Annotated in this window: 22 protein-coding genes and 1 pseudogene; 4 read left to right on the forward strand and 19 right to left on the reverse strand. The window is 59.9% G+C overall.

Annotation, left to right across the window (positions count from 1 at the left end):
* Positions 1 to 402 precede the first annotated feature (402 nt).
* From AC0L7L_RS14000 to paaN, 9 genes and pseudogenes are all read right to left on the reverse strand, one after another.
* A pseudogene (locus tag AC0L7L_RS14000) lies at positions 403 to 582 on the reverse strand (transposase); the annotation flags it as partial.
* Between the two features lie 100 nt (positions 583 to 682).
* Positions 683 to 865, reverse strand: a complete 183-nt coding sequence (locus tag AC0L7L_RS14005) for a hypothetical protein (RefSeq protein ID WP_473514030.1) — start codon at positions 863 to 865, stop codon at positions 683 to 685.
* Positions 866 to 1,319: 454 nt separating this feature from the next.
* A complete protein-coding gene (locus AC0L7L_RS14010) occupies positions 1,320 to 3,299 on the reverse strand; it encodes a 3-hydroxyacyl-CoA dehydrogenase NAD-binding domain-containing protein (protein ID WP_473509639.1) in 1,980 nt (659 codons plus the stop codon).
* Between the two features lies 1 nt (position 3,300).
* Positions 3,301 to 4,002: an ABC transporter ATP-binding protein gene (locus tag AC0L7L_RS14015; RefSeq protein ID WP_473509641.1), complete on the reverse strand. Its 702-nt coding sequence runs from the start codon at positions 4,000 to 4,002 to the stop codon at positions 3,301 to 3,303.
* The gene (locus AC0L7L_RS14020) at positions 3,989 to 4,771 is read right to left on the reverse strand and encodes an ABC transporter ATP-binding protein (protein ID WP_473509643.1); all 783 of its coding nucleotides are present in this window, start codon (positions 4,769 to 4,771) and stop codon (positions 3,989 to 3,991) included. Before AC0L7L_RS14020 ends, AC0L7L_RS14015 begins: the two co-directional genes overlap by 14 nt.
* Positions 4,768 to 5,724 carry a branched-chain amino acid ABC transporter permease gene (locus tag AC0L7L_RS14025; RefSeq protein ID WP_272212627.1) on the reverse strand — a complete coding sequence of 319 codons (957 nt, stop codon included), beginning with the start codon at positions 5,722 to 5,724 and terminating at the stop codon, positions 4,768 to 4,770. The genes AC0L7L_RS14020 and AC0L7L_RS14025 overlap by 4 nt, the downstream gene beginning before the upstream one ends.
* Before the next feature lie 4 nt (positions 5,725 to 5,728).
* Positions 5,729 to 6,601: a branched-chain amino acid ABC transporter permease gene (locus AC0L7L_RS14030; RefSeq protein ID WP_473509645.1), complete on the reverse strand. Its 873-nt coding sequence runs from the start codon at positions 6,599 to 6,601 to the stop codon at positions 5,729 to 5,731.
* Positions 6,602 to 6,695: 94 nt separating this feature from the next.
* Complete coding sequence (locus AC0L7L_RS14035; protein ID WP_272212629.1) at positions 6,696 to 7,838, reverse strand: ABC transporter substrate-binding protein; 1,143 nt, start codon at positions 7,836 to 7,838, stop codon at positions 6,696 to 6,698.
* 48 nt (positions 7,839 to 7,886) lie between these two features.
* Positions 7,887 to 9,539 carry a phenylacetic acid degradation protein PaaN gene (gene paaN / locus AC0L7L_RS14040; protein WP_473509647.1) on the reverse strand — a complete coding sequence of 551 codons (1,653 nt, stop codon included), beginning with the start codon at positions 9,537 to 9,539 and terminating at the stop codon, positions 7,887 to 7,889.
* A gap of 99 nt (positions 9,540 to 9,638) precedes the next feature.
* Between paaN and paaG the strand changes: the two genes are divergently transcribed.
* From paaG to AC0L7L_RS14060, 4 genes are all read left to right on the forward strand, one after another.
* Positions 9,639 to 10,433, forward strand: coding sequence for a 2-(1,2-epoxy-1,2-dihydrophenyl)acetyl-CoA isomerase PaaG (gene paaG, locus AC0L7L_RS14045; RefSeq protein ID WP_272212632.1), 795 nt, complete (start codon positions 9,639 to 9,641; stop codon positions 10,431 to 10,433).
* A 2-nt stretch (positions 10,434 to 10,435) separates the two neighbouring features.
* Complete coding sequence (gene paaI / locus AC0L7L_RS14050; RefSeq protein ID WP_272212633.1) at positions 10,436 to 10,882, forward strand: hydroxyphenylacetyl-CoA thioesterase PaaI; 447 nt, start codon at positions 10,436 to 10,438, stop codon at positions 10,880 to 10,882.
* A gap of 27 nt (positions 10,883 to 10,909) precedes the next feature.
* Positions 10,910 to 12,226 (forward strand): phenylacetate--CoA ligase PaaK, encoded by a 1,317-nt coding sequence (gene paaK / locus AC0L7L_RS14055; protein ID WP_272212634.1) that lies wholly within the window; start codon positions 10,910 to 10,912, stop codon positions 12,224 to 12,226.
* 87 nt (positions 12,227 to 12,313) lie between these two features.
* Entirely contained in the window at positions 12,314 to 12,913 is a 600-nt protein-coding gene (locus AC0L7L_RS14060; RefSeq protein ID WP_272212635.1) for a TetR/AcrR family transcriptional regulator, read from the forward strand.
* Between the two features lie 6 nt (positions 12,914 to 12,919).
* On the opposite strand, the gene AC0L7L_RS14065 is transcribed toward AC0L7L_RS14060, so the two are convergent.
* The 10 genes from AC0L7L_RS14065 to AC0L7L_RS14110 all read right to left on the reverse strand — a co-directional run bounded on the left by AC0L7L_RS14065 (position 12,920) and on the right by AC0L7L_RS14110 (position 22,496).
* Positions 12,920 to 13,534: an acyltransferase gene (locus AC0L7L_RS14065; protein ID WP_272212636.1), complete on the reverse strand. Its 615-nt coding sequence runs from the start codon at positions 13,532 to 13,534 to the stop codon at positions 12,920 to 12,922.
* A 3-nt stretch (positions 13,535 to 13,537) separates the two neighbouring features.
* The gene (gene paaZ / locus AC0L7L_RS14070) at positions 13,538 to 15,619 is read right to left on the reverse strand and encodes a phenylacetic acid degradation bifunctional protein PaaZ (protein WP_473509650.1); all 2,082 of its coding nucleotides are present in this window, start codon (positions 15,617 to 15,619) and stop codon (positions 13,538 to 13,540) included.
* Between the two features lie 78 nt (positions 15,620 to 15,697).
* Positions 15,698 to 16,468, reverse strand: a complete 771-nt coding sequence (locus tag AC0L7L_RS14075) for a Phenylacetic acid catabolic protein (RefSeq protein ID WP_473509652.1) — start codon at positions 16,466 to 16,468, stop codon at positions 15,698 to 15,700.
* Positions 16,458 to 17,534 carry a 1,2-phenylacetyl-CoA epoxidase subunit PaaE gene (gene paaE, locus AC0L7L_RS14080; protein WP_473509654.1) on the reverse strand — a complete coding sequence of 359 codons (1,077 nt, stop codon included), beginning with the start codon at positions 17,532 to 17,534 and terminating at the stop codon, positions 16,458 to 16,460. Before paaE ends, AC0L7L_RS14075 begins: the two co-directional genes overlap by 11 nt.
* Before the next feature lie 14 nt (positions 17,535 to 17,548).
* Entirely contained in the window at positions 17,549 to 18,082 is a 534-nt protein-coding gene (gene paaD, locus AC0L7L_RS14085) for a 1,2-phenylacetyl-CoA epoxidase subunit PaaD (RefSeq protein ID WP_473509656.1), read from the reverse strand.
* Entirely contained in the window at positions 18,076 to 18,873 is a 798-nt protein-coding gene (gene paaC, locus AC0L7L_RS14090) for a 1,2-phenylacetyl-CoA epoxidase subunit PaaC (protein ID WP_473513940.1), read from the reverse strand. The genes paaD and paaC overlap by 7 nt, the downstream gene beginning before the upstream one ends.
* A gap of 38 nt (positions 18,874 to 18,911) precedes the next feature.
* A complete protein-coding gene (gene paaB / locus AC0L7L_RS14095; protein ID WP_174802953.1) occupies positions 18,912 to 19,196 on the reverse strand; it encodes a 1,2-phenylacetyl-CoA epoxidase subunit PaaB in 285 nt (94 codons plus the stop codon).
* A 27-nt stretch (positions 19,197 to 19,223) separates the two neighbouring features.
* The gene (gene paaA, locus AC0L7L_RS14100) at positions 19,224 to 20,222 is read right to left on the reverse strand and encodes a 1,2-phenylacetyl-CoA epoxidase subunit PaaA (protein WP_272212645.1); all 999 of its coding nucleotides are present in this window, start codon (positions 20,220 to 20,222) and stop codon (positions 19,224 to 19,226) included.
* A 19-nt stretch (positions 20,223 to 20,241) separates the two neighbouring features.
* Entirely contained in the window at positions 20,242 to 21,447 is a 1,206-nt protein-coding gene (gene pcaF / locus AC0L7L_RS14105; protein ID WP_272212646.1) for a 3-oxoadipyl-CoA thiolase, read from the reverse strand.
* Between the two features lie 227 nt (positions 21,448 to 21,674).
* Positions 21,675 to 22,496 (reverse strand): PaaX family transcriptional regulator C-terminal domain-containing protein, encoded by an 822-nt coding sequence (locus AC0L7L_RS14110; protein WP_473509659.1) that lies wholly within the window; start codon positions 22,494 to 22,496, stop codon positions 21,675 to 21,677.
* Between the last annotated feature and the right edge of the window lie 240 nt (positions 22,497 to 22,736).

Here is a 22,736-nt window from a genome sequence, read left to right on the forward strand (position 1 = left end):
CTCGACGCAAACGGGACCAGCGCCCGTTGCGTTTAGCTCGACGAGAGGCGCGGCCTCCCTGCTGAAACAGCTCGCTCGCCAAATTCAATCTGGGTAAGCCAAATTCAACCTAGGCAATACGAAAGGCACTGCATCGCTCGACGGAACGCCCGAGTGATTCGAGCCAGAAGGAGGTCGGCAAAATGGTTTCCGGCCGATCTGCGATCGCGACTATCGATGTCACAAACGGTTCGGTAGGACGGGCATTGATCACTTTAATTCGGAACAGGTAGCTCCAGCGCCTAGCCAGCGGTCGGGTTGACAATCATCAGGCTACTACTCGCGTCTGGCGTGCTTTACCATCTTCTGATCAGGCCGGAGGCTCCGCTTTCTGGCCTCGAGAAATTCCTTCGACCCTATCTAGTACATGCTTGCGGCAATACCCTGGCGACGACACAGAGCCGCGATACTGTCTTAGCCACGCAAGCCTTCCAGCACGATGCGGATCTTTTCTTCAGCCGAGTAGGATTTTCGGGTGGCACGGCAGATATCGTCAATCGCCTTGTCTGCCGTCGGTTTCTGCTGCCCGGATTTCTGTCTCATCGTCACTTCCTTTGCATGAGCTATGATGAGCCAAAATCCTCCCTCACCCGTTAAACTCTAGCTGTCTCAAAGGCTTTGAGACGGAACAGCCACCGCCTTTTTAATCGGGCTTTGAGGCATCAACGGTGTACTCGGCGGGTGCATCCAGCCCGCTGGCTTCACGCTCTCTCTTTTGCTCCTTTTCTCCATCGTAGTGCGACTTGATTGCAAAAAACATCGCCGTGCCGAGCACGCCGATTTTGAACACACCGAGAACTATAGGAACCCAAATCATCGTTTTCACTTTTTACTTGCTATTATTTTACGGTGTCGCTTCGAGAGAAGGCCTACCTCAGGAGCGGCGGTGACGGCTGCATTGTTTGCTGTCGCGTTACCTCGTTTCAGTTTGAAACGCGCTCGTATTGCATGCGCGAACACGGCATAGGTCCGTTATCCAGACTGAAAAGCGGTTTTAACCGCCGCTGGGCCTATTGAATGCCCAGCGAACGAAGTTCCGGCTAGTGTCATAAGCCTGTGCAGCAACCCATTGCAGCATAAGACGCCATCCTGGCCATGTTTCACCGTGGGCAAATCCCTCTCCAAGGGCAATAGCAGCCCCTGCACGCTTCCCATACGAAATTCCAGGTGATCTACGGGGCTTTGCGTTCATGGCTTGCAATTGTCTGAATTCATTGCTTCCCAAGTAAACTTTCAGTCTAGCTCAATCAAGCTGACGCTCCGCTACAAGTTGACGCATATCAAAAAAGGGATTTGAGGCGTATAGCAACACCTTTGTAAAGGAGGTCAGCCGCCTTTGGCGAACATCGGCCCCCCTTGTGACGCGGAAAACCGTAGCCGTGGATTTCGACGAGATCGACATCAGCAGGCTTTTCGGCAATGCCTTCAGCAAGGATAGCATGCCCCTCATCCGCCATCGCACCGACAAGTCTTGCAGCGATTTTCTCCGCGGTCAGCGTCGTGCTGCCGGCGATCCGGGCTTTCAGCAGCGCATACGCCTTGTCGGAGATCATCGGCTTGCGATTTCCCGGTTCATAATCGTACCAGCCGCCGCCGGTCTTCTGGCCCTTGCGTCCGGCGCGCACGAGAATATCGGAGAGCGTTTCCGACACGTCTTCACCGTTCGCCCGTGCCCCCTCACGCTGAAGGAAGGCGATGTCGAGACCGCCGAGATCCTGCGCCTCGAACGGCCCCATCTTGAAATTGTAGCCGCGCATGGCCGCGTCGATATCAGCAATGGCGACACCCAGTTCAACCAAGCCCTCCGCCGCTGCACGATAGCGCTTCAGTATCCGGTTGCCGATGAAACCCTCGCAGATGCCTGCGCGCACCGGAACCTTGCCGAGCCGTTTGGCGAGAGCAAAGGCCGTCGCAAGGACTATGTCGGATGTTTCGGGCACCGGCACGATCTCGAGCAGCTTCATCACATGGGCCGGCGAGAAGAAATGCAGGCCGACGAAGCGTTCCGGATTGGGCAGGCCCGCTGCAATCAGGCGCGGATCGAGATAGGAGGTGTTGGTGGCGAGCACGGCATCGCCCCGACAGACCCTGCCAAGTTTTTCAAAGACGGCGCGCTTGACCGAAATCTCTTCGAAAACCGCCTCGATCACCAGATCGCATTCGCGCAGCGCATCGTAATCCGTGGAGCCACCAAGGTTTGCCATCAGTTCGGCGCGCCCCGCTTCACTGAGCTTTCCACGCTTGATGGATCCGGCAAGAATACCGTCGATTGTGTGGATACCGCGGTCGACCGCCACCTCGTCGCGCTCGATCAGCGTCACGGTGAACCCGGCATTGAGCGCGGCAACCGCAATGCCCGCGCCCATCGTGCCGCCACCAATCACGCCGACGGAAGAAAGGACCAGCGGCTCGACGCCCTTGAGACTTTCAGGGCGCATCGCCGCACGCTCGGCAAAAAAGACATGACGAAGGGCAGCCGCCTCCTTCGAGGCGCGTAGTTCGAGAAACGTCTCCCGTTCATGCGCCATCGCAGCATCGAAAGAGTTCTCCACGGCAAAGCGGATCGAAGCGAGCGCTTCCAGCGGTGCGCGATGCCCCGGTTTTGCCGCGTTCTTTTTGGCATTTGCCCAGAAATCATCGGCAGGCGGAACGATTGACCGCTCGCGCGTCTTCGGTGATAGCGGCGCTTCCAGCCTCTGTTCGGCGAAAGAGACAGCCTCTTCGAGCAGATCATTCTCGGCAACGGCATCGATCAACCCCGCTTCGAGCGCCGCCTTTGCCTTTATCGGCCGGCCGGAAACGGCAAGTTTGACCGCCGTTTCGACACCCGCCAGGCGCGGCGTACGCACCGTGCCCGAAGCGCCGGGGATCAGACCGAGGGTCACTTCCGGTAGGCCGACAGAGGCCTTGGTGTCAGCGATTCTGAAGCGGCAACCGAGGGCAATCTCGAAACCGCCGCCCAGTGCAGAACCATGAATGGCGGCCGTCCACGGCTTGTTGGCATCCTCGATTGCGGCGACCACATCGGGCAGATGCGGCTCTTCGGGCGGCAGGTTGAATTCGCGCACATCCGCTCCGGCGATAAAAGTACGGCCCGCACAGGCAAGCACTACGGCCTTCACCGCATCATCGGCGTCGAGTGTGTCGACGGCGGACATCAGCGCGGCACGCACCGCATTCGACAGAGCGTTGACCGGCGGATTATCGACGGTCACTACGGCCACAGGGCCACGATGGTCGATGGTCATTACATTCGTCATATCAGATTCCAAGATAGGCCTCGCGCACCTGAGGATCAGAGATCAGGGCTGCTGCCGGCCCTTCCATGGTGATTCGGCCGGTTTCCATCACATAGCCGCGATCGGCGATCTTCAGCGCGCCATAGGCGTTCTGTTCCACCAAAAGCACAGTGACATCGCGAGCCTTGAGCGCCTTCACCACATCGAAGATCTGGGCGACGAGCAACGGCGCCAGCCCCATGGAAGGTTCGTCCAGCAGGAGGCAGGTAGGCCTGCCCATCAATGCGCGGGCGATTGCCAGCATCTGCTGCTGCCCTCCGGAAAGTCCGCCAGCGACAAGATGGCGTTTTTCTTTCAGTATCGGGAACATCACGAAGGCGTCCTCCATATCCCGTTCGACACGATCATCGGTGAACAGGAAGGCCCCGAGCCTCAGATTTTCTTCAACCGAAAGATTGGTGAATATCTGCCTGCCTTCCGGTGACTGGGCAAGCCCGAGCTTAAGCCGCCTGAAGGCCGGTACTGTGGTCATTACCTCGCCGCGGAAGATCATCTCGCCGTCGGTTACCGGCTGCAGGCCGGACAGACATTTCAGAAGCGTCGTCTTGCCCGCACCATTGGCGCCGACCACGGTAACGATCTCTCCGGATTTCACTTCAAGATCGATGCCGTGCAGCACCTCGATGCGGCCATAGGCCGAGCGCAGGCCCTTAACCGTCAGCATCGGCGACCTCCTCTTCTGTTCCGAGATAGGCGGCAATCACCGCCTTGTTGCGCGATACGGTCTCCGGATCGCCCTCGGCGATCTTCTCGCCGTGATCGAGCACCACGATATGATTGGAAATGCGCATCACCATCTTCATGTCATGCTCGACGAGAAGAATGGCGATGCCCGACTGCGCGAGTTCGGCAATCAGCCGGTCGATCTCCTCGGTTTCCACTGCGTTGCAGCCTGCCGCCGGCTCATCGAGCAAAAGAACACGCGGAGAAACGGCAAGCGCTCGGGCGATTTCAAGCCGCTTCAGCGCACCGTAGGAAAGGTTACCTGCCTGGCGTTCGGCCGCTTTTTGCAGGCCGACACGCGCAAGCAGATTCTCGGCTCCCTTTTTCGCCTCCACCGCCCGCTTTTTCGAGGCCGGAAGAGAAAGAAGGTCAGCGACAAGTGCGCCCTTCTCCTGAAGATGAAAACCGGCGATGACATTTTCCAACACAGTCATTTCCTGGAATATCTGCAAGTTCTGGAAGGTTCGCGTCAGGCCGAGCGTTGCCAGTCGGTCGGGCTGCTTGGCAGTTATGTCGCGGCCATCCAGCATCACCTTGCCCTCCCCCGGCAGATAGACGCCGGAGATCATGTTGAACAGTGTGGTCTTGCCAGCGCCATTCGGTCCGATGACCGAGACAATCTCGCCGGCTTTCGCCGAGAAACTGACATTGTTGACAGCACGCAGGCCGCCGAAGGAGATGCCAAGACCTTGAACGTCGAGCAGGCTCATTCATCCCTCCCCTTCAGTTTGGCCGCTATCGAGGGCAGAAGCCCGCGCGGCAGGAAGATCATCACCGAGATCATGATGGCGCCGAGCACGAGTTGTTCATATTCGGCAAAAACGGTCAGCACCTGCGGCAGGAGCGTCAGGATCGCTGCCCCCAGCATGGCGCCGAGAATGGAGCCGACACCGCCGAGCACGGCCATCGACACCATTTCAATGGAATGCATGAATCCCGCAACATCCGGGGTGATGAAGCGGTTCTGCAGCGCCAGCAGCGAACCTGCCACCGAGGCATAGACGGCGGAAATCATGAAGGCCTGCAGCTTGACGCGGGCCACATCGATGCCAACAGTGCGGGCGGCGACTTCCGAGCCGTGCAGCGCGCGCATGGCGCGGCCGGTCGGACTTGCGGCCAGGTTCAGCGCGATCCACACACCGACGACAAGCACGATGCCGCAGATAGCGTACCAGAACTCGCCACCCGACAGACGCCAGCCCATGTCGCGCAAAAGGTCGCGCAGGCCAAGTTCCGGCACGGCCATGCCGTCGGGACCGCCGGTAAGCTGGCGCTCATTGGTCAGCACCAGCGAAACCAGAATACCGAAACCGAGCGTTGCCACGGCCAGATAATACCCCTTCAGCTTCAGGATAGGCCTGCCGATGAGCGCTGCGACGCCTGCGGAAATCACCGCGCCCAGAACGGCGGCAAGCGCGGGATGAAGGCCGAGATATTCCGGCGCAAGCGCACAGGAATAGGCACCAATACCGGCAAAGCCCGCATGCCCCAGCGAAATCTGTCCGGCATAACCGATCAGGATCACCAGGCCGATGACCGAAAGCGCGTTGACGAAGATCAGCGCGCCGACGCGGTAATAATAGCCGGAGGGAAAGAAGAAGGGCAGGACGGCGACAAGAGCCGCGACGATTGCAATCTGGATCCATTTGGAGTGTGCTGTCATGGCTTCAGACCCTCTCTGTCGACCTTGCGCCGAACAGGCCCTGCGGCATGACGAACAGAACGGCAAGGATCACGATAAAGGCGACGGCTTCCTTGTATTGCGAAGAAATATAGCCAGCCGTCAGCGCTTCCATAAGGCCGAGCGCGATGCCACCGACGAGCGCGCCTTTCGGATTTCCCATGCCGCCAAGCATGGCAGCGGCAAAGCCCTTGAGCGCCAGCGCCACGCCAACATCGTAGCTGACCAGCGTGATCGGGGTAATCAGGACGCCCGCAAGGGCGGCGATCGCGGCCGACAACGAGAAAGAAAGCGTCATCACCCAGTTGGTGTTGATGCCGACGAGCTGCGCTGCAAGCCGGTTGTTGGCCGCCGCGAGTACCGCCTTGCCGGTCAGCGTCTTGGTGAAGAAAACCCACAGACCAACGAAGACAAAGACAGCGCCACCGATGACCCACAGGCTCTGCGGCAGGATGGTCGCGCCGAGAATGTGGATCGGCTCGTCGCCGGAGAAGGCAGGGAAACGGTGAAGTTGCTTGTCGAAGACAAGCTGCGAAACGCCGCGGATGAAGATCGAGGCGCCGATGGTGATGATCACCAGCGAGACCACCGGGGCACCGCGCGCGGGCTCGATCGCAAGCTTGTTGAGTGCGACGCCGACGGCAGCGGTGACAACGATGGCCAGCAGGCCGGCAAGCGGCAGCGGCAGGCCGGCGGCGTAGGTGAAAGCGGTGATCATGCCGCCCAGCATGACGAATTCGCCCTGCGCGAAGTTCACCACATCCGAGGCGTTGTAGATGATCGTGAAGCCGAGCGCGACCAGCGCGTAGACCGCACCGACCGTAAAACCCGACAGAATGAATTGCATCAATGCGTCCATGGATGGATCCCGAACGGTGACAGCCTGAGGAGCGGGTGGGTTTCCCGCGGCGAACGCCCCGCGCCTTTGCCGGCGCGGGGTGCCTTTCAAATCGTCAGTTGATCGATTTCCAGCCGCCATTCTCGATTTCGAGCATGCGGAAGGCGGAAAGATCGAGGCCGAGATGGTTGTCCGGACCCATGGTGTAAACGCCGGTGGTGCCGACGAGACCGTCAGTCGCCTCCAGCGCTTCACGAATGGCATCGGGGTCTTCGCCCCCGGCCTGTTCCATGGCATTGACCATCAGCAGAAAGGCATCATTGGCATAGCCGCCAAACGTCGAGACGTTCTGGTCGTATTTGTCCTCGTAGGCGGTCTTGTAGGCCATGACGACGTCGCGCTGGATATCGTCTTCCGGCAGGATATCGGCAATCAGAAGCGCCGTACCCGGCAGGCGGACACCTTCGGAGGCTTCCGGACCGACGAGCTCGATGAAGCTGTCGGAGGCAACGCCATGGCTTTGGTAGAGCGGCAGTTCGATGCCGAGCTGGCTGGCATTACGGGTGACGATCGCCGGGCCCTGACCGAAGCCCGGGTTGAGGATCGCCTCGACGCCTTCAGTGTTCTTGATCTTGGTAAGCTGCGGTGTCATGTCGGCATCGCTCGGGCCATAGATCTCGTCAGCGATGATCTCGATGTCATAGCTGCCGGCAACCTCCTTGCACTGGGCTTCCATCGATGCGCCGAAACCATCCGTACCCGAGATCATGCCGATCCTGGTGATGCCGTTCTTCTTCATGTTGTCGAAGATCTTCTCGCAGGCCATGCGGTCGGTGTGCGGCGTCTTGAAAACATAGTCCTTCACCGGATCGATGATCTGAATGGCCCCGGCAAGCGAGATGAAGGGAATGCCTTCGTCTTCGGCGACCGACAGAATTGACATTGATGTGCCCGTGGTGGTGCCGCCAATGATGGCGACCACTTCGTCATCCTCGATCAGGCGGGTGGCGAAGGTGCGGGCCTTGTTCGGGTCGCCGCCATCGTCATAAAGCGTGAGATCGATTTTCTCACCATTGATGCCGCCCTTGGCATTGAGGTCATCAATCAGCATCTCGATGGTCTTGGCTTCCGGGTCGCCAAGGAATGCGGCCGGGCCGGTTGCCGAAAGGCTGGCCCCGAGCTTGATCTCTGCGCTTGCAGCCGTTGCAAGGCCGAATGTGGCAAGCATAGCCAAGGCCGTGGTGGACATGAATTTCATTGGATACTCCTCCCTGATTTATCCAAAACAAAGCTGACAGGCTGCGTTTCAGGCAGCCCTGGGCCAGCGGATCATGACGCGCCGGAAGCGCGGCACAACAAAGGCGGTGTCGGTCAGGCTTGCATTGCCTGAAGGATTAGCTCCCGTGACGTGGTAGTCCGAGAAGGCCGCAGACTGATTGACATAAATGTTGCCGGTGAGGTTCACCGAGAGATTGACGCCGGCCCTTGCGAAGGCCGTCGCCCCCTCCTCGATCAGGGCGCCATCCGTGGCATAAAGTGCTGCCGTGACCGCCCCCTTTTCGGTTGCGATGGCGGCGGCCTTCGCGATCGCATCATGAGCGTCGGCACAGGCGATGAAGAAGGAAACCGGGCCGAAACATTCATTGCGCTCGGGTCCGCCCTCTCGATCGTCCACCACCACGAGAAGCGGCGTTGCCGAGGAACCAAAACCGGTCTCGCGGCTTTCGCGCACAACGCGTCCAGCCTGTCTCGCCTTTTCGACGCGCTCGAATGTCGAGGCATTGGCGATCGCGCCGCAAATGGAAGCAGCCTGGGCTCCGTCGCTCAGGAGCCGGTCAACAGCAGCAACAATGCCGCTGACAACATCCTCGAAATGCTTGTGACCCGCATCGGTTTCGATCCCGCCTTGCGGCACATAGATGTTCTGCGGCGAGGTGCACATCTGGCCGGAATAGAGCGACAGCGAAAAGGCGATATTGTCGCACATGCCGGCAAAATCATCCGTGCCGGTGATGGTGATCGAATTGACTCCGGTCTCCTCGGTGAAGACGAGGGCGCTGCCTGCATTTTTCCGCAGCCACGCGGCAAAGACGGAAGAACCGGTATAGTCGATGATCGAGAACGCCTGCGTTTCGACCAGATCCTTTGTCACTTCCGCACCCGGCTCATCGGCAGCCAGCAGCACAACATCAGACGAAAATCCTTCCTCGGCCAGCACGTCACGCAGCACTTTCACGCTTAACGCCAGCGGCAGAATTGCCCCCGGATGCGGTTTCACGATCACGGTATTGCCGGTGGCAAGGCTTGCAAACAGGCCGGGGTAGCCGTTCCAGTTCGGGAAGGTCTGGCAGCCGATCATCAGCGACACTCCACGCGGCATAATGCGCCAGCGCTTTTCAAGAGTGATCGGGGCGTGCTTGCCCTGCGGCTTCTCCCAGGTGACGGCGGTCGCGCTGCCGGTCATTTCAGAATAGGCGGCGGCAACGGCCTCCAGGCCGCGATCCTGCGCGTGCGGCCCTCCGGCCTGAAAAGCCATGGGGAAAGCCTGACCGGTAGTGTGCATGGTGGAGTGGCCGATGAGAAAGCTCATCGCGTTGAGCCGCGTCAGCGCTTCGAGAAGAATACCGGCGCGGGTTTCCGGATCCACGGACGCCCATTTATCGGCCGCCTTTTGCGAGGCCGCGATCAGCGTAGCAGGATCGTTCGCCGGATAGGAGATGGAAAGCGCCTTGCCCCAGGGTGCATTCTCGCGGCCGACGCGGCGCATTTCAGGATGACCCGGCATGTCGAAAGCCTTGCCAACAAGCGCCTCGAAGGCGGCAAGCCCCTCTGCCTTGGCAGTTTCGCCATAGACCTTGCCCGACGGCACCTCCGGAAAGGGCGTCCAGAATGCACGGGTCCGCAACGCTTCCACCGCCCGCGCCAACAGCACGGAATGGCGATCGTAAAGGTTCGTCATGTCTCCTCCCAAATTCTGATGTCTATTATTGACCGACCGGACGGTTTATGCAACAACAATTATCAACCGCGCTTGAGGAGAGTGCGGCGGGAGGAAAAAATGACCGATCATAAAAGCGTGCTCGCCACGTTGAAAGACGGCGTGTTGACCCTGACGCTCAACCGCCCCGACAAACTGAATTCCTTCAATGTCGATATGCACCTCGCTTTGCGGGCGGCGCTGGAGCGCGCCCATAACGAGGCAGACATTCGCGCGGTGCTTCTGACAGGAGCGGGCCGCGCCTTTTCCGCGGGGCAGGATCTTGGCGACCGCGACCCGCGCAAGATGACCGAAAAGCCGGATCTCGGCGAAACGCTCGAAACCTATTACAATCCGACCCTGCGGCTGATCCGCACGCTGGAAAAGCCGGTGATCGCGGCCGTCAACGGCGTGGCGGCAGGTGCTGGCGCCAATATCGCCTTTGCCTGCGATATCGTCTTCGCCGCGAAATCGGCCAAGTTCATCCAGGCGTTCTCGAAAATCGGACTCATTCCTGATGCGGGCGGCAGCTGGTCTTTGACACGGGCGCTCGGCGAGCCGCGCGCCAAGGCGCTTGCCATGACCGCAGAGCCGCTTCCTGCCGAAAAGGCGGAAGACTGGGGCCTGATCTGGAAGGCTGTTGATGACGACAGACTGATGGAAGAAGCGACCGGTCTTGCTGAGAAATTCGCCGCCGGACCGACAAAGGGGCTGGGGCTCACCAAACGGCTGATCCAGGCGGCATCCACCAACGAACTCTCCTCCCATCTCGACATGGAGCGCGACTGCCAGCGAGAGGCGGGTCGCACAGATGACTACGCCGAAGGCGTCACCGCCTTTCTGGAAAAGCGCGTACCGGTCTTCAAGGGAAAATAAGCATGAACACAACGATTGAGCCGATGAACCCGCAGGCACTTGCGGAAGCCTGTGCGAAGGCGATGTGGAATGACGACAATGCCTCTCAGCGCCTTGGTATGCGGCTTGAACATATCGCCCCCGGCGAGGCAACGCTTTCCATGACGCTGACGGATGCGATGACCAATGGCCATGGCAATGCACATGGCGGCTATCTGTTCACGCTTGCCGACAGTGCCTTCGCTTTTGCCTGCAACACCTATAATCAGCTGACCGTCGCCCAGCATTGCTCCATCACCTACACCGCACCGGCCGCACGTGGTGACCGGCTGACCGCCATCGCGCGCGAGGTTTCACGAAAAGGCCGGTCCGGTATCTATGATATCCGCGTAAGCCGGGAGGACGGGACGGTGATCGCCGAGTTCCGCGGCCATGCACGCACCATTAACGGCACGCTGCTGCCAGCCTGAGCGGCAACCGTTTTCGAGGAGGAAAACATGAACGCCATCAATAGTCTGAAACCGTCCCGCGAAATCCTCGATCCGATCGAGATGGCAAGCCGCGACGAAATCTCCGCCCTTCAGCAGAAGCGCATGACCTGGTCGCTCAACCACGCCTATGATAACTCGCCCTTCTATCGCAAGCGCTTTGATGAAAACGGCGTACACCCGTCCGATTTCAAGGCGCTTGCCGATCTGGCAAAATTCCCGTTCACGGTGAAGACGGACCTGCGCGACACCTATCCCTTCGGCATGTTCGCGGTTCCGCGCGAAAAGCTTGCGCGTATTCATGCCTCCTCCGGCACGACCGGACGCCCGACAGTCGTCGGCTATACAAAGAACGATATCGATATCTGGGCCAATGTGATGGCGCGCTCGATCCGCGCCTCTGGTGGACGCGCCGGCGATATCTGTCATGTCGCCTATGGCTATGGGCTGTTTACCGGCGGCCTCGGCGCGCATTATGGCGCCGAACGGCTCGGCTGCACCGTGGTTCCGATCTCCGGCGGCATGACCGAGCGTCAGGTGACGCTGATGAGCGACTTCAAACCGCAGATCATCATGGTCACCCCGTCCTACATGCTGTCGATTCTCGACGAGTTCCGCCGCCAGGGCATCGACCCGCGCGAAAGCTCGCTCAAGGTCGGCATTTTCGGCGCCGAGCCGTGGACCAATGCGATGCGGGCGGAGATCGAGGACGCCTTTGACATGCACGCCGTCGACATTTACGGCCTTTCTGAGATCATGGGTCCCGGCGTTGCCAATGAATGCGTGGAGACCAAGGATGGACTTCACGTTTGGGAAGACCATTTCTACCCGGAAATCATCGATCCCCAGACCGGTGACGTTCTGCCGGACGGCGAGATGGGCGAACTCGTCTTTACCACACTGACCAAGGAAGGTCTGCCGATGGTGCGCTACCGCACCCGCGACCTTACGCGCATCCTGCCTGGCACGGCGCGCTCGATGCGCCGTATCGAGAAGATTACCGGTCGTTCCGACGACATGATAATCCTGCGCGGCGTCAACATCTTCCCGACCCAGATCGAAGAGATGATTCTGAAATGCAGCGGTCTCAGCCCGCATTTCCAGATCGAACTGACCCGCAGGGAACGCATGGACGTGATGACGGTTCATGTGGAGTGCACTCCTGAACAGTCCTCTGCCGAAGCACGGATGGCATCGGCGAAGGAACTGGCGCACCACATCAAATCGGTGATCGGCGTTTCGACGAAAATCGACGTTTGCGATCCTGAAAGCGTCGCCCGGTCGGAAGGCAAGGCGAAGCGCGTGGTTGACAATCGACCGAAATGATCACGACTGGCTGGTCATTCGATGAGCGAGTGATAAAAGGGGCGAAATCGCCCCTTCTGCCTGCCTACAAGGAGTCTTGAGAGAGCCATGGCGAGAACAAGGGCCAATGATTTCGAGGAAAAGCGGCACGGCCTGCTTTTGAACGCAGCACATGTCTTCGCCACCCAGGGCATGGAAAAGGCCTCGATGTCGCAGATTGCGCGTGAGGCCGGCGTCTCCAAGGCGCTGCTTTATCACTACTACCCCTCCAAGGAAGCACTGATCTTCGCGATCATCGCCACGCACCTGGAGGCGCTCGATGCCGCCCTTGAAGCGGCCGACGACCCGAGCCTGGAACACAAGGCAAGACTAGAGAAGCTGGTGATGACGGTGCTGAACGAATATCGAGGCGCCGATGACCAGCACAAAGTGCAACTCAATGCCGCTCCCGCTCTTTCCGCCGAGCAGACCAAGCGGATCCGCGCGCTCGAACGCAGCATTGTCGGCCGGTTCTCCGCAGTGATCCGCGAGATCCACCCCGAGCTCGACCGGCCGGAACGCCCGCTTTTGATGCCGGTCACCATGTCGCTTTTTGGTATGATGAACTGGGTCTATATGTGGTTTCGCGAAGGCGGAAAGATCACACGCGAAGACTATGCGGCTATCGCGACAACGCTGCTTCTGGAAGGCGTCAAGGCGGTCCGTTAGCCGCCCTTACCCCTTGTTCTCGCCGACACGTGCGAACATCAGCGGATCATAGCGCGGGGCCTCAATCCGTCGGCGGTTTTTCTCGACATGAGTAAGCGGCTCGGCCAGCTTCGTTCTGCCTTCAGCTTCGAAGGCGAGTTGACGGTAGATATCGGTTCCGCCCTTCTTCCAGGCGACCTCCTCATCTGTGAGCGCGCGGATGACCCGTGCCGGATTGCCATGGGCGAGCATGCCGTCCGGCACGACAAAGCCCTGCTTGACGAAGGCCATGGCACCGATGATGGCATTTTTTCCGACAACCACCTCGTCCATGACCACCGCATTCATGCCGACCATGGCGTTTTCACCGACACGGCAGCCGTGGAGCACCGCGCCGTGGCCAATATGGCCATATTTACCGACGACGACATCGCGATCCGGAAAGGAGTGGCAGACACAGGTCTCCTGAACGTTGGAGCCCTCATGCATCTCGATCCGGCCGAAATCACCGCGCAGCACCGCGCCCGCCCCGACAAAACATTGCGGGCCGACAATCACATCGCCGATCAGCACCGCGTCAGGATGAACATAGGCCTGGGCGTCAATGACCGGCACGATATTGTCATAGGCATAGACAGCCATTGCTTAGCCCACCATCTGTTCAAGCTCTCCGGCGGCAAGCGGCCAGGTCTTGGCGACCATGGTCAGAACATCATATTGCGCGACGACCTCGTCTTTCTGGTTGGTGACGCGGCAATCCCAGCGAACCTCGCCATGGCCGGCATTTTCGCGCGGATTGATCACCTTGCAGGTCAACTGCACCCTGAGCGTGTCGCCGAAATAGACCGGCGTGAGGAAGCGAAGATTGTCGACGCCGTAATTGGCGAGCACAGGGCCAGGATCCGGGTCCACAAACAGTCCGGCCGCAAATGACGCGATCAGATAGCCATGCGCCACCCGGTCCTCAAAGAAGGGATTGGCCTTGGCTGCATCGCTGTCCATGTGGGCGTAGAATGTATCGCCGGTGAATTCGGCGAAGTGCTCGACATCCTCACGGGTGATCGTGCGGGTTTCCGTGACGATCTGATCGCCAATCTTCAGTTCTTCGAGCGATTTGCGGAAAGGGTGTTTGCCGCGATGACTGTCCGCGCCATCGACCCACTCTCCGGTGATAGCGGTCAGCATATCGGGCGTTCCCTGCACGGCGGTGCGCTGCATGAAGTGCTTCACCCCGCGCATGCCGCCCATTTCCTCACCACCGCCGGCCCGTCCCGGACCGCCATGGATCAGCGGCGCAAGCGGTGAGCCATGACCTGTTGAGGTCTTCGCCGAGCCGCGATTGCCGATCATGACGCGGCCATGATAGGCGGCAAGGCCGGTAACAATCTCTGCGGCAACCGTGCCGTCATTGGTAAACAGCGAGGAGACCAGTGATCCCTTGCCGCGTTCGGCCAGAGCCACCGCCTCTTGCCCATCATCATAGGCCATCACGGTTGCGACTGGACCGAAGGCTTCAACATCGTGAACGGACTTCGCTTCAAAAGGCTTTTCGCAGCGCAGGAGAACTGGGCTCATGAAGGCACCGTTTTCCGGGTCTCCCGAAACGAGCGCCACATTGTCTGGGTCGCCGTAAACGATCTCGCCATCACCGCAAAGTGCCGAGATCTTCTCGCGTACGCCGTGCCGATCGGAAAGCGAGACCAGCGCGCCCATGCGGACATTCTCGTCGTCCGGCAGGCCGATTGTCGCCTTGGAAAGTCGTGCTGACATCGCCTCGACCACAACCTGCTCGTGGGCGCGCGGGACGATGATACGGCGGATTGCAGTGCACTTCTGCCCGGCTTTCGAGGTCATCTCATTGGCCACCTCACGGATAAAGAGATCGAATTCCGGCGTGCCGGGCCCTGCGTCGGCACCGAGGATCGCGGCATTAAGACTATCGGCCTCCATATTGAAGCGTACGGAATTTTCGACCATCGCCGCACCGGTCTTCAACTTGCGCCCCGTTGTCGCGGAACCGGTGAAGGTGACGACATCCTGACCGGTTACATGATCGAGAAGATCGCCAGCACTTCCGCAGACAAGCTGCAGCGCACCATCCGGCAAGATCCCGGTTTCGATAATGGCGCGGGTGACGCACTCGGTCAGATAGGCCGTCTGCGAGGCAGGTTTGACAAGGCAGGGCATGCCGGCAATCAGTGCCGGCGCGATTTTTTCCAGCATCCCCCAGACGGGAAAGTTGAAGGCGTTGATATGGATCGCAACCCCCTTCATCGGCGTCAGAATATGACGACCGATGAAGCTGCCATCCTTCGACAACGGCTCGACATCGCCCTCGCTCAACACCTTCGTGTTCGGCAATTCGCGCCTGGCCTTGGACGCGAATGTCAAAAGCGTGCCGATGCCGCCCTCGATATCCACCCAGCCATCGCGACGCGTGGCACCGGTCCAGGTATTTTCGACGTAGAATTTCTCCTTGCGCTCCATCAGCGCCATGCCAACCGCCTTCAGCATCAGCGCGCGCTCGTGAATGGTCATCGCCCGAAGCGCTTTGCCGCCCTTCTCGCGACCATAGGCCAGCGCATCGGCGAATTTCAGCCCTTCGGCGCCAATCAGCGCGACGGTTTTACCGGTTGCGGCATGGGCAAGCGGCTTTCCCGCCCCCGATCCCGTCTGCCAGGAGCCGACCACATAGCTCTCAAGGCGGCGTGCTGCCGTCTCAGTCATGGGGATATCCTTCCTCGTCGGCCCTGCCGGCCACCAGGGGGACCAGACAGGACTTATGAAATGTTGTGGGAGCGGCGATCAGGCCGCCACGGGTGTTTTCAGCCCGCACTCTTCAAGAACACTTTGGGCTTCGTTCTGCCACCGGGTCCTGAGCGCATCATTTTCCGTGTGACGCAGGCCGAAGCGAGAAAGCCGGGCAAAGCGTTCGGACACCGCCGGGCCAAAGGTTGCGGCAACGCGCGGATGCCAGTAGGCGACCGCCATCTGCGCGGCCTTGCCGCCTTCCCCGGATTCAGCAAGCTTGCGCAAGCCTTCGAGCCCAAGCTCCGTATGCCGTTTCTCGCGCGGTGCCACGGCCCGGAGCACCTCCGCGAAGGGCGTGTAGGAGACGTGCGTCATCTCCTCAAGCTGGATGACGGTCGCAAGCCCCATCAGCACGTTCATCACCACCGCATCGGTCCAGTTTTCAAAGGGGTAGTGGAAGACGGAAAGCCGCATATCCCCGCCCATCCGACGCGGATCGATCTCCGCATCGCGGGGAAGCCTCGCCGCCCAGCTATGCGCGCGATTATAGAGTGCCGTATCGGTTCCGAAATCGCCCATCAGATCGAGTACACGCTCGGCATGATCGGCCTTTTCCAGGACGATACGGCTTGCAGCGATGCGCTCGGCAATGCCGGGCGCCCAGTTGATGGCGGAGGCAAAGCCCGCCGATCCCGCCAGCTCGCTGTCAACGAAGGAGGACATCATCCGCATCAGTTCCGCGCGGTAGAGCGGCGGGGGGTTGTCCGGCGAGGAAAGCTTGCCGCCTTCGGCCAGATATTGGGCAATCGACATGTCATTCGTCATAGCTGATCACCACCTTTTCAGAGAGCGGCAGGCACTGGCAGGAAAGCACATAGCCCGCCCTCACCTCGTAATCTTCCAGGGCGTGGTTGCTGATCATCTCGACCTCGCCCTCGACAACCTTGGCCCGGCAGGTCGAGCAGATGCCGCCCTTGCAGGAGTAAGGCGCGTCGATATCGTGGGAAAGCGCCGCATCGAGCACCGCCGTGCCGTCACGCTGCATGGTGAAGGACCGCGTGGTGCCATCGAGCTTGAGCTGAATTTCCACTGTCTCACCAGCGGTCGCAGCTGCCTTTGAAACCACCTTCTGCTGCGCGCGGCCGGGCTGCGAGGAGGCAAACAGCTCGAACTTGATCTGTTCGTCCTTCATGCCGTGCTTCCTCAGCGATGCGGCAATGGTCAGCATCATCGGTTCCGGCCCGCAGATAAAGGCGGTATCGACGGCAGGAAGATCGATCCAGAGATTGAAGAAGGCTTCCAGCTTCGCCTCGTCGATCCGGCCGGTGAAGAGATCGATCTCCTGACTGTCGCTCTCCAGCACGTGGATCACGGAAAGCCTTCCAAGATAGGTGTTCTTCAGGTCTTCCAGCTCTTCGCGGAACATGATCGACTTGATCTGCCGGTTTGCATAGACCAGCGTAAAGCGCGAGAGCGGCTCGCGGGCCAGTACTGTCTTGACGATGGAGAGTAGCGGTGTGATGCCGGAACCGCCGGCAAAGCCGAGATAGTCCTTGCCCACATCGGCACTGAGCGGCGTGAAGAACTTACCCATGGGCGGCATCGCCTCGATGACGTCGCCAGGCTTCAGTTCCTCGTTGGCAAAGGTGGAAAAGGCACCACCTTCCACACGTTTGACGCCGACCTTGAGGCAATTCTCGTCGAGACCCGCGCAGATCGAATAAGACCGGCGCACCTCCTCACCGTCAAACTGACGGCGGAAGGTCAGATACTGACCCTGGGTAAAGCCGAAGACGCCCGCATCCTCATCGCGGGGCTTCAGCGTCAGAACCACCGCATCATTTGTTTCGCGGCGAACGTCAGTCACTTCCAGCGGATGAAACCGTGCCATCTGAACACTCCTCCTCAGATACACTTGAAATAATCGAACGGCTCCAGACAATCCTTGCAGCGATATGACGCCTTGCAGGGGGTCGAGCCGAACTGGGAAACGCGTTCCGTATTGCCCGAACCGCAGCGCGGACAGGCAATGACGAGATTTGATCGGCCGGAAAGACGGGCCGCGCGGGCAACAAGCCTTCCATCGGCAGCCGTGCCATCGATCGGTGGGGCGATGCCGTATTCGCGAAGCTTCTCCCGCGCCTCCCCGCTCAGAAAGTCGGTGGTCCAGGGCGGGGAAAGCTGTTGCTCGATCCGGAAGTCTTCGATGCCCTTCTCCAGAAGCTTGGCCTCGATTTCCAGATTGATCAGTGAGACGGCCGGGCAACCGGAATAGGTCGGCGTCACAGTGACGACCAGTGTCCCCCCGTCATGGCTGACCTTGCGCACGATGCCGAGCTCGGTGACCGAAATCACCGGAATTTCGGGATCTGGCACTTCGGAAAGCCAGGCCATCACCTCTTCCGGCGAGGGCAAAACGGTGGTTGCAGTGCTCACCATTCCGCTCCCGGATAGGCCCGTTGCAGAAACTGCAGCTCGGCAAGGATAAAGCCCAGATGTTCCGTGTGCCGGCCGGTCTTGCCACCCGTATGGGCATAGCCGCCGTCCGGCGCCTTCAGTGTCGCTTCGGAAAGCACCGAGGCAAGCGTCCGGTCCCATTCGGCCTTCAGCGTATCGGGTGCAGGGGCAATCCCCGCCTCCGCCACCTGCCGGTCGACTTCATCGGTGATGAACATCTCACCGGTATAAGGCCAGAGGTAATCAAGCGCCTCCTGCATGCGTCTGTGGCTTTCATCGGTCCCGTCGCCAAGCCGGATCACCAGATCGGCAGAGCGCTCGAAATGATAGGCTGCCTCCTTGACCGCCTTTGCCGCGATCTCTGCAACGCGCGGGCTTTTCGATTCCGTCAGTTGCTTCAGGAGCGCAAAATGCCAGACATCGAACAGGAACTGGCGCATCACGGTGATGCCGATATCGCCCTTCGGCAATTCGGCGATCAGCAGGTTCCGGAACTTGGCAGCGTCGCGCAGATAGGCAAGATTATCGGCGCTGCGGCCCTCGCCTTCGACCTCGCCGGCAAGCCCGAGCCACATCTGTGTATGGCCGATCAGATCAAGCGCGGTATTGGCAAAGGCAATATCTTCCTCCAGCACGGGCGCATGGCCGCACCATTCGGAAACGCGGTGCCCGAGCACCAGCGTGGTATCGCCTAGGCGACAGAGCCATTCGAAGAAGACAGCGCGCAGGGCTTCATCACCAATGAAGGGATCGGGCGTCGTCGAGATCGCCATCGGCGTGACATTGCCCGTATGTTCGACGGTCGCAATCATCACATATGCCCCACTTCATCCGGGATATCGAAGAAGGTTGGATGACGATAGGCCTTGCTCTCGGCCGGATCGAAGAGCGGGCCCTTTTCCGAAGGCGAGGATGCGGTGATATCGTTCGACTTCACCACCCAGATCGACACGCCTTCCTTGCGGCGGGTGTAGACATCGCGGGCGTGGCGTATCGCCATTTCCGCGTCGGGTGCGTGCAGGCTGCCGACATGGCGGTGGTTCAGACCGTGCTGACCCCGGATGAAGACTTCATAGAGCGGCCATTCCTTGGACATGTTTTCCTCCCTTGAAAACGTTTCGGTCTATTCGGCGGCTGCGCCCGGCGCTTTCGCACGTCGCGCATCCTTCTCGGCATGAGCATTGAGCCCATCACGAAACCAGGCGCCGTCATCCCAGGCTTTGCGACGGGCGGCGATACGTTCGTGGTTGCACGGACCATTACCCTTGATCACCTCGAAAAATTCCGACCAGTCGGGCTCGGAGAAGTCGTAGCCGCCCTTCTCCTCGTTCCAGGCAAGGTTGTCGTCCGGGATCGACAGGCCGAGATATTTTGCCTGCGGGACCGTTTGGTCGACGAATTTCTGGCGCAGCTCATCATTGGTGTTGATCTTTATTTTCCACGCCATCGACTGGGTCGAATGGACGCTATCCTTGTCGGAAGGTCCGAACATCATCAGCGAGGGGTACCAGAAGCGGTTCAGCGCATCCTGCGCCATCTCCTTCTGCTCTGGTGTGCCGAAGGCCATCTTCATCATGATCGAATAGCCCTGACGCTGGTGGAAACTCTCTTCCTTGCAGATGCGGATCATCGCCCGCGAATAGGGCCCGAAGGACGTGCGCTGCAGCGGAACCTGGTTCATAATCGCGGCACCATCGACCAGCCAGCCAACCGCGCCCATGTCAGCCCAGTTCAGCGTCGGATAATTGAATATGGAGGAATATTTCATCCGCCCGTCATGCAGCTTTTCCATCAGGTCGTCGCGCGAGACGCCAAGCGTTTCGGCGGCGGAATAGAGGTAAAGCCCGTGACCGGCCTCGTCCTGCACCTTTGCCAGCAGGATAGCCTTGCGCTCCAGCGATGGCGCGCGGGTGATCCAGTTACCTTCCGGAAGCTGGCCGACGATTTCCGAATGGGCATGCTGTCCGATCTGGCGCACCAGCGTCTTGCGGTAGCCTTCCGGCATCCAGTCCTTCGGCTCGATCTTCTCGCCGCGGTCAATGCGCTCCTGGAAGGCCAGTTCCTCCGGCGACATGTCTTCGCTGGATTTCATGCCTTCTGATTTCACCATCTGTGCATACATGGTCTCAAGGCCTCCTTGATCAGATCCGTTCGATAATCATCGCGATGCCCTGGCCGACGCCAATGCACATAGTGCAAAGAGCAAATCGTCCGCCGGTGCGGTGAAGCTGGTTTGCCGCTGTCAGCACCAGACGGGCGCCGGACATGCCGAGGGGATGGCCGATGGCAATCGCGCCGCCATTGGCGTTGACATGAGCCGCGTCATCCGGCAGCCCGAGTTCGCGCAATACGGCAAGGCTCTGCGCGGCAAAGGCTTCGTTGAGCTCAATCACATCCATTTCGGCAAGCGTGAGCCCGGCAAGCTTCAGCACCTTTCGAGTGGCCGGAACCGGGCCGATACCCATGACGCGCGGCGGGACGCCGGCAGCAGCCATGGCAACGATCCGGGCCTTCGGGGTAAGCCCGTTGGCATTTGCCGCCTCTTCCGAAGCGATCAGCAACCCCGCCGCACCGTCATTAACGCCCGAGGCATTGCCGGCGGTGACCGAAAGTTCCGGCGCATTGACGCCTTTCAGCTTTGCCAGAACCTCGGCGGTGGTACCAGGACGCGGATGTTCGTCGGTGTCGACGACAATCGGTGCGCCCTTTCTCTGGGGAACGGTTACCGGGACGATCTCCCCGGCAAAGACTCCAGCATCCTGAGCGGCCTTCCAGCGCGCCTGGCTCATCGCCGCAAACCGGTCCTGATCCTCTCGCGCGATATTGTAGTCGGCGGCGACATTGTCAGCGGTCTCCGGCATGGTGTGGGTGCCGAGCGCGCTGTCGAGCTTCCTATTCTTGAAGCGCCAGCCGATGGTGGTGTCGTAGATTTCCGCCTTTCGGGAAAAAGCTGCTTCCGCCTTGCCCATGACGAAGGGCGCGCGGCTCATGCTTTCCACCCCGCCGGCAATCATCAGACGACCGTCGCCGGCGCGAATCGTTCGTGCGGCAAAGCCGATCGCATCCATGCCGGAACCGCAAAGCCGGTTGACCGTGGTGCCCGGTACGCCGACAGGCAGGCCCGAGAGCAGCACGGCCATGCGCGCCACATTACGATTGTCCTCGCCCGCCTGATTGGCGCAACCGAGTATGACGTCATCGACGCTTTCCCAGTCAACCTTGCTGTTTCTTTCCTGAAGCGCTGAAAGCGGCACGGCCGCTAGATCATCGGCGCGCACAGACGAGAGCGCTCCGCCGTAGCGGCCGACAGGCGTGCGTATTCCGTCGCAGATAAAGGCTTGTGCCATGAATGCTCCTCCTTCGGCGACAGGTCCCGGCTGTCGCAGCAAAACGTCTTGTCCTGGCCAGCGGTCTCCTGGACCGCATTTGCCCGACACTCAGTCGGGAACCCTCAATTCACCGACCGACCGGTCACTTATATAACGCATAAAACATCACACAAAAAGGGTTTTATTCCATTTAGTGTGATGTTTTGGCTCTCGAATAGCCTAACATGCTGATTTTAATTGATCTACTATGAGATCTCGCGCTTCATGGAGGCGACCCGAAAACGGGTAGTAGCGGTGCCTTCCGGAAGGAAACCATCGCTGTTTTGAAATGTGAGACCGATATGGCGGTCGGCAGAAGCCGTCACCTTGAGATAGAGCCTTACAAAAAGCCGGCGCGCGATTGCGGCCGGCCAGCCTGAGGGCAGCGCATCGCCCGGCAGGCGCGGATCGGCAAGTGCGGCCGCACGAAAAAGATGCACGAGCCGCAACCTCAGCGCGAGCGCCGTCGCCCCGTCAAAAGAAAAACCGGAAGAAAGCGCATCGTCCACCGGCGCGAACGTCGTGATAAAATCGCGGTAGGCGGCGGCAACCGCGTCGAGGGGCCAAAGACGGCGGGCAAAGTCTGACAGGTTCCCGACCCCGTCAAGCATTTGCGTTGTGAGGACCGCGCTGTCCGGCCCGCCCGTTCCCTCCGGCGCAAGCGCTGCTTCCGGGCCGATCCTGACCCAGCCTTCGGGCAGATCGCGCGCCCCGAGCGCCAGCAGGAAATGTGCAGGCGGCAGCGGCGGCGAATAAAGGATTTCCGCCGCACCGGAAAATTCCAACTCGGCGGCCTTCGTCAGCCGGTAATAGCTCCTGCGCCCGATCCGCTCGCCGACAAGTCGGCGGTTTTCGACAAGTCGCGAGACTGCCGTACGCACCAGACTTTCAGAAACACCATGAGCCGCACAGCACTCGATCAGCGTTGTCATTGACAAAGTACCCCCGCGCGGGGCCGCGACATCACCGTATAGCGTGACGATAAAGCCACTTGCGCGCGGGCTGGCTGTGCCTACAAGCGCGTGCACTTCTGCTGCACTCCCTATTCGTCGATGCGATGCTCTTTCCATATCACTGGTCTGCTGCCGTTTTTTCGGACATCGAGTTAAGCCAATCCAACTGTGTTTTCAAATGTTCCATCTCAACGCCTTTGAAACAAAAACCGACGGCAGACAAGACGATTAGAGATATTCGCCAGGCCACACGTAGGTCCGATTCGACTGAGGAAGAGACCCGTATCGTGCTGGATGGCTTTCGCGGCTGGTTAG

This window comes from Martelella sp. K41-7 (assembly GCF_055808365.1).

Excerpts from the sequence above, each read along its gene's own strand:
- AC0L7L_RS14010 (WP_473509639.1), bottom strand. The coding sequence starts at position 3,299 with ATGACGAATGTAATGACCATCGACCATCGTGGCCCTGTGGCCGTAGTG.
- AC0L7L_RS14015 (WP_473509641.1), bottom strand. The coding sequence starts at position 4,002 with ATGCTGACGGTTAAGGGCCTGCGCTCGGCCTATGGCCGCATCGAGGTG.
- AC0L7L_RS14020 (WP_473509643.1), bottom strand. The coding sequence starts at position 4,771 with ATGAGCCTGCTCGACGTTCAAGGTCTTGGCATCTCCTTCGGCGGCCTG.
- AC0L7L_RS14025 (WP_272212627.1), bottom strand. The coding sequence starts at position 5,724 with ATGACAGCACACTCCAAATGGATCCAGATTGCAATCGTCGCGGCTCTT.
- AC0L7L_RS14030 (WP_473509645.1), bottom strand. The coding sequence starts at position 6,601 with ATGGACGCATTGATGCAATTCATTCTGTCGGGTTTTACGGTCGGTGCG.
- AC0L7L_RS14035 (WP_272212629.1), bottom strand. The coding sequence starts at position 7,838 with ATGAAATTCATGTCCACCACGGCCTTGGCTATGCTTGCCACATTCGGC.
- paaN (WP_473509647.1), bottom strand. The coding sequence starts at position 9,539 with ATGACGAACCTTTACGATCGCCATTCCGTGCTGTTGGCGCGGGCGGTG.
- paaG (WP_272212632.1), top strand. The coding sequence starts at position 9,639 with ATGACCGATCATAAAAGCGTGCTCGCCACGTTGAAAGACGGCGTGTTG.
- paaI (WP_272212633.1), top strand. The coding sequence starts at position 10,436 with ATGAACACAACGATTGAGCCGATGAACCCGCAGGCACTTGCGGAAGCC.
- paaK (WP_272212634.1), top strand. The coding sequence starts at position 10,910 with ATGAACGCCATCAATAGTCTGAAACCGTCCCGCGAAATCCTCGATCCG.
- AC0L7L_RS14060 (WP_272212635.1), top strand. The coding sequence starts at position 12,314 with ATGGCGAGAACAAGGGCCAATGATTTCGAGGAAAAGCGGCACGGCCTG.
- AC0L7L_RS14065 (WP_272212636.1), bottom strand. The coding sequence starts at position 13,534 with ATGGCTGTCTATGCCTATGACAATATCGTGCCGGTCATTGACGCCCAG.
- paaZ (WP_473509650.1), bottom strand. The coding sequence starts at position 15,619 with ATGACTGAGACGGCAGCACGCCGCCTTGAGAGCTATGTGGTCGGCTCC.
- AC0L7L_RS14075 (WP_473509652.1), bottom strand. The coding sequence starts at position 16,468 with ATGACGAATGACATGTCGATTGCCCAATATCTGGCCGAAGGCGGCAAG.
- paaE (WP_473509654.1), bottom strand. The coding sequence starts at position 17,534 with ATGGCACGGTTTCATCCGCTGGAAGTGACTGACGTTCGCCGCGAAACA.
- paaD (WP_473509656.1), bottom strand. The coding sequence starts at position 18,082 with ATGGTGAGCACTGCAACCACCGTTTTGCCCTCGCCGGAAGAGGTGATG.
- paaC (WP_473513940.1), bottom strand. The coding sequence starts at position 18,873 with ATGGCGATCTCGACGACGCCCGATCCCTTCATTGGTGATGAAGCCCTG.
- paaB (WP_174802953.1), bottom strand. The coding sequence starts at position 19,196 with ATGTCCAAGGAATGGCCGCTCTATGAAGTCTTCATCCGGGGTCAGCAC.
- paaA (WP_272212645.1), bottom strand. The coding sequence starts at position 20,222 with ATGTATGCACAGATGGTGAAATCAGAAGGCATGAAATCCAGCGAAGAC.
- pcaF (WP_272212646.1), bottom strand. The coding sequence starts at position 21,447 with ATGGCACAAGCCTTTATCTGCGACGGAATACGCACGCCTGTCGGCCGC.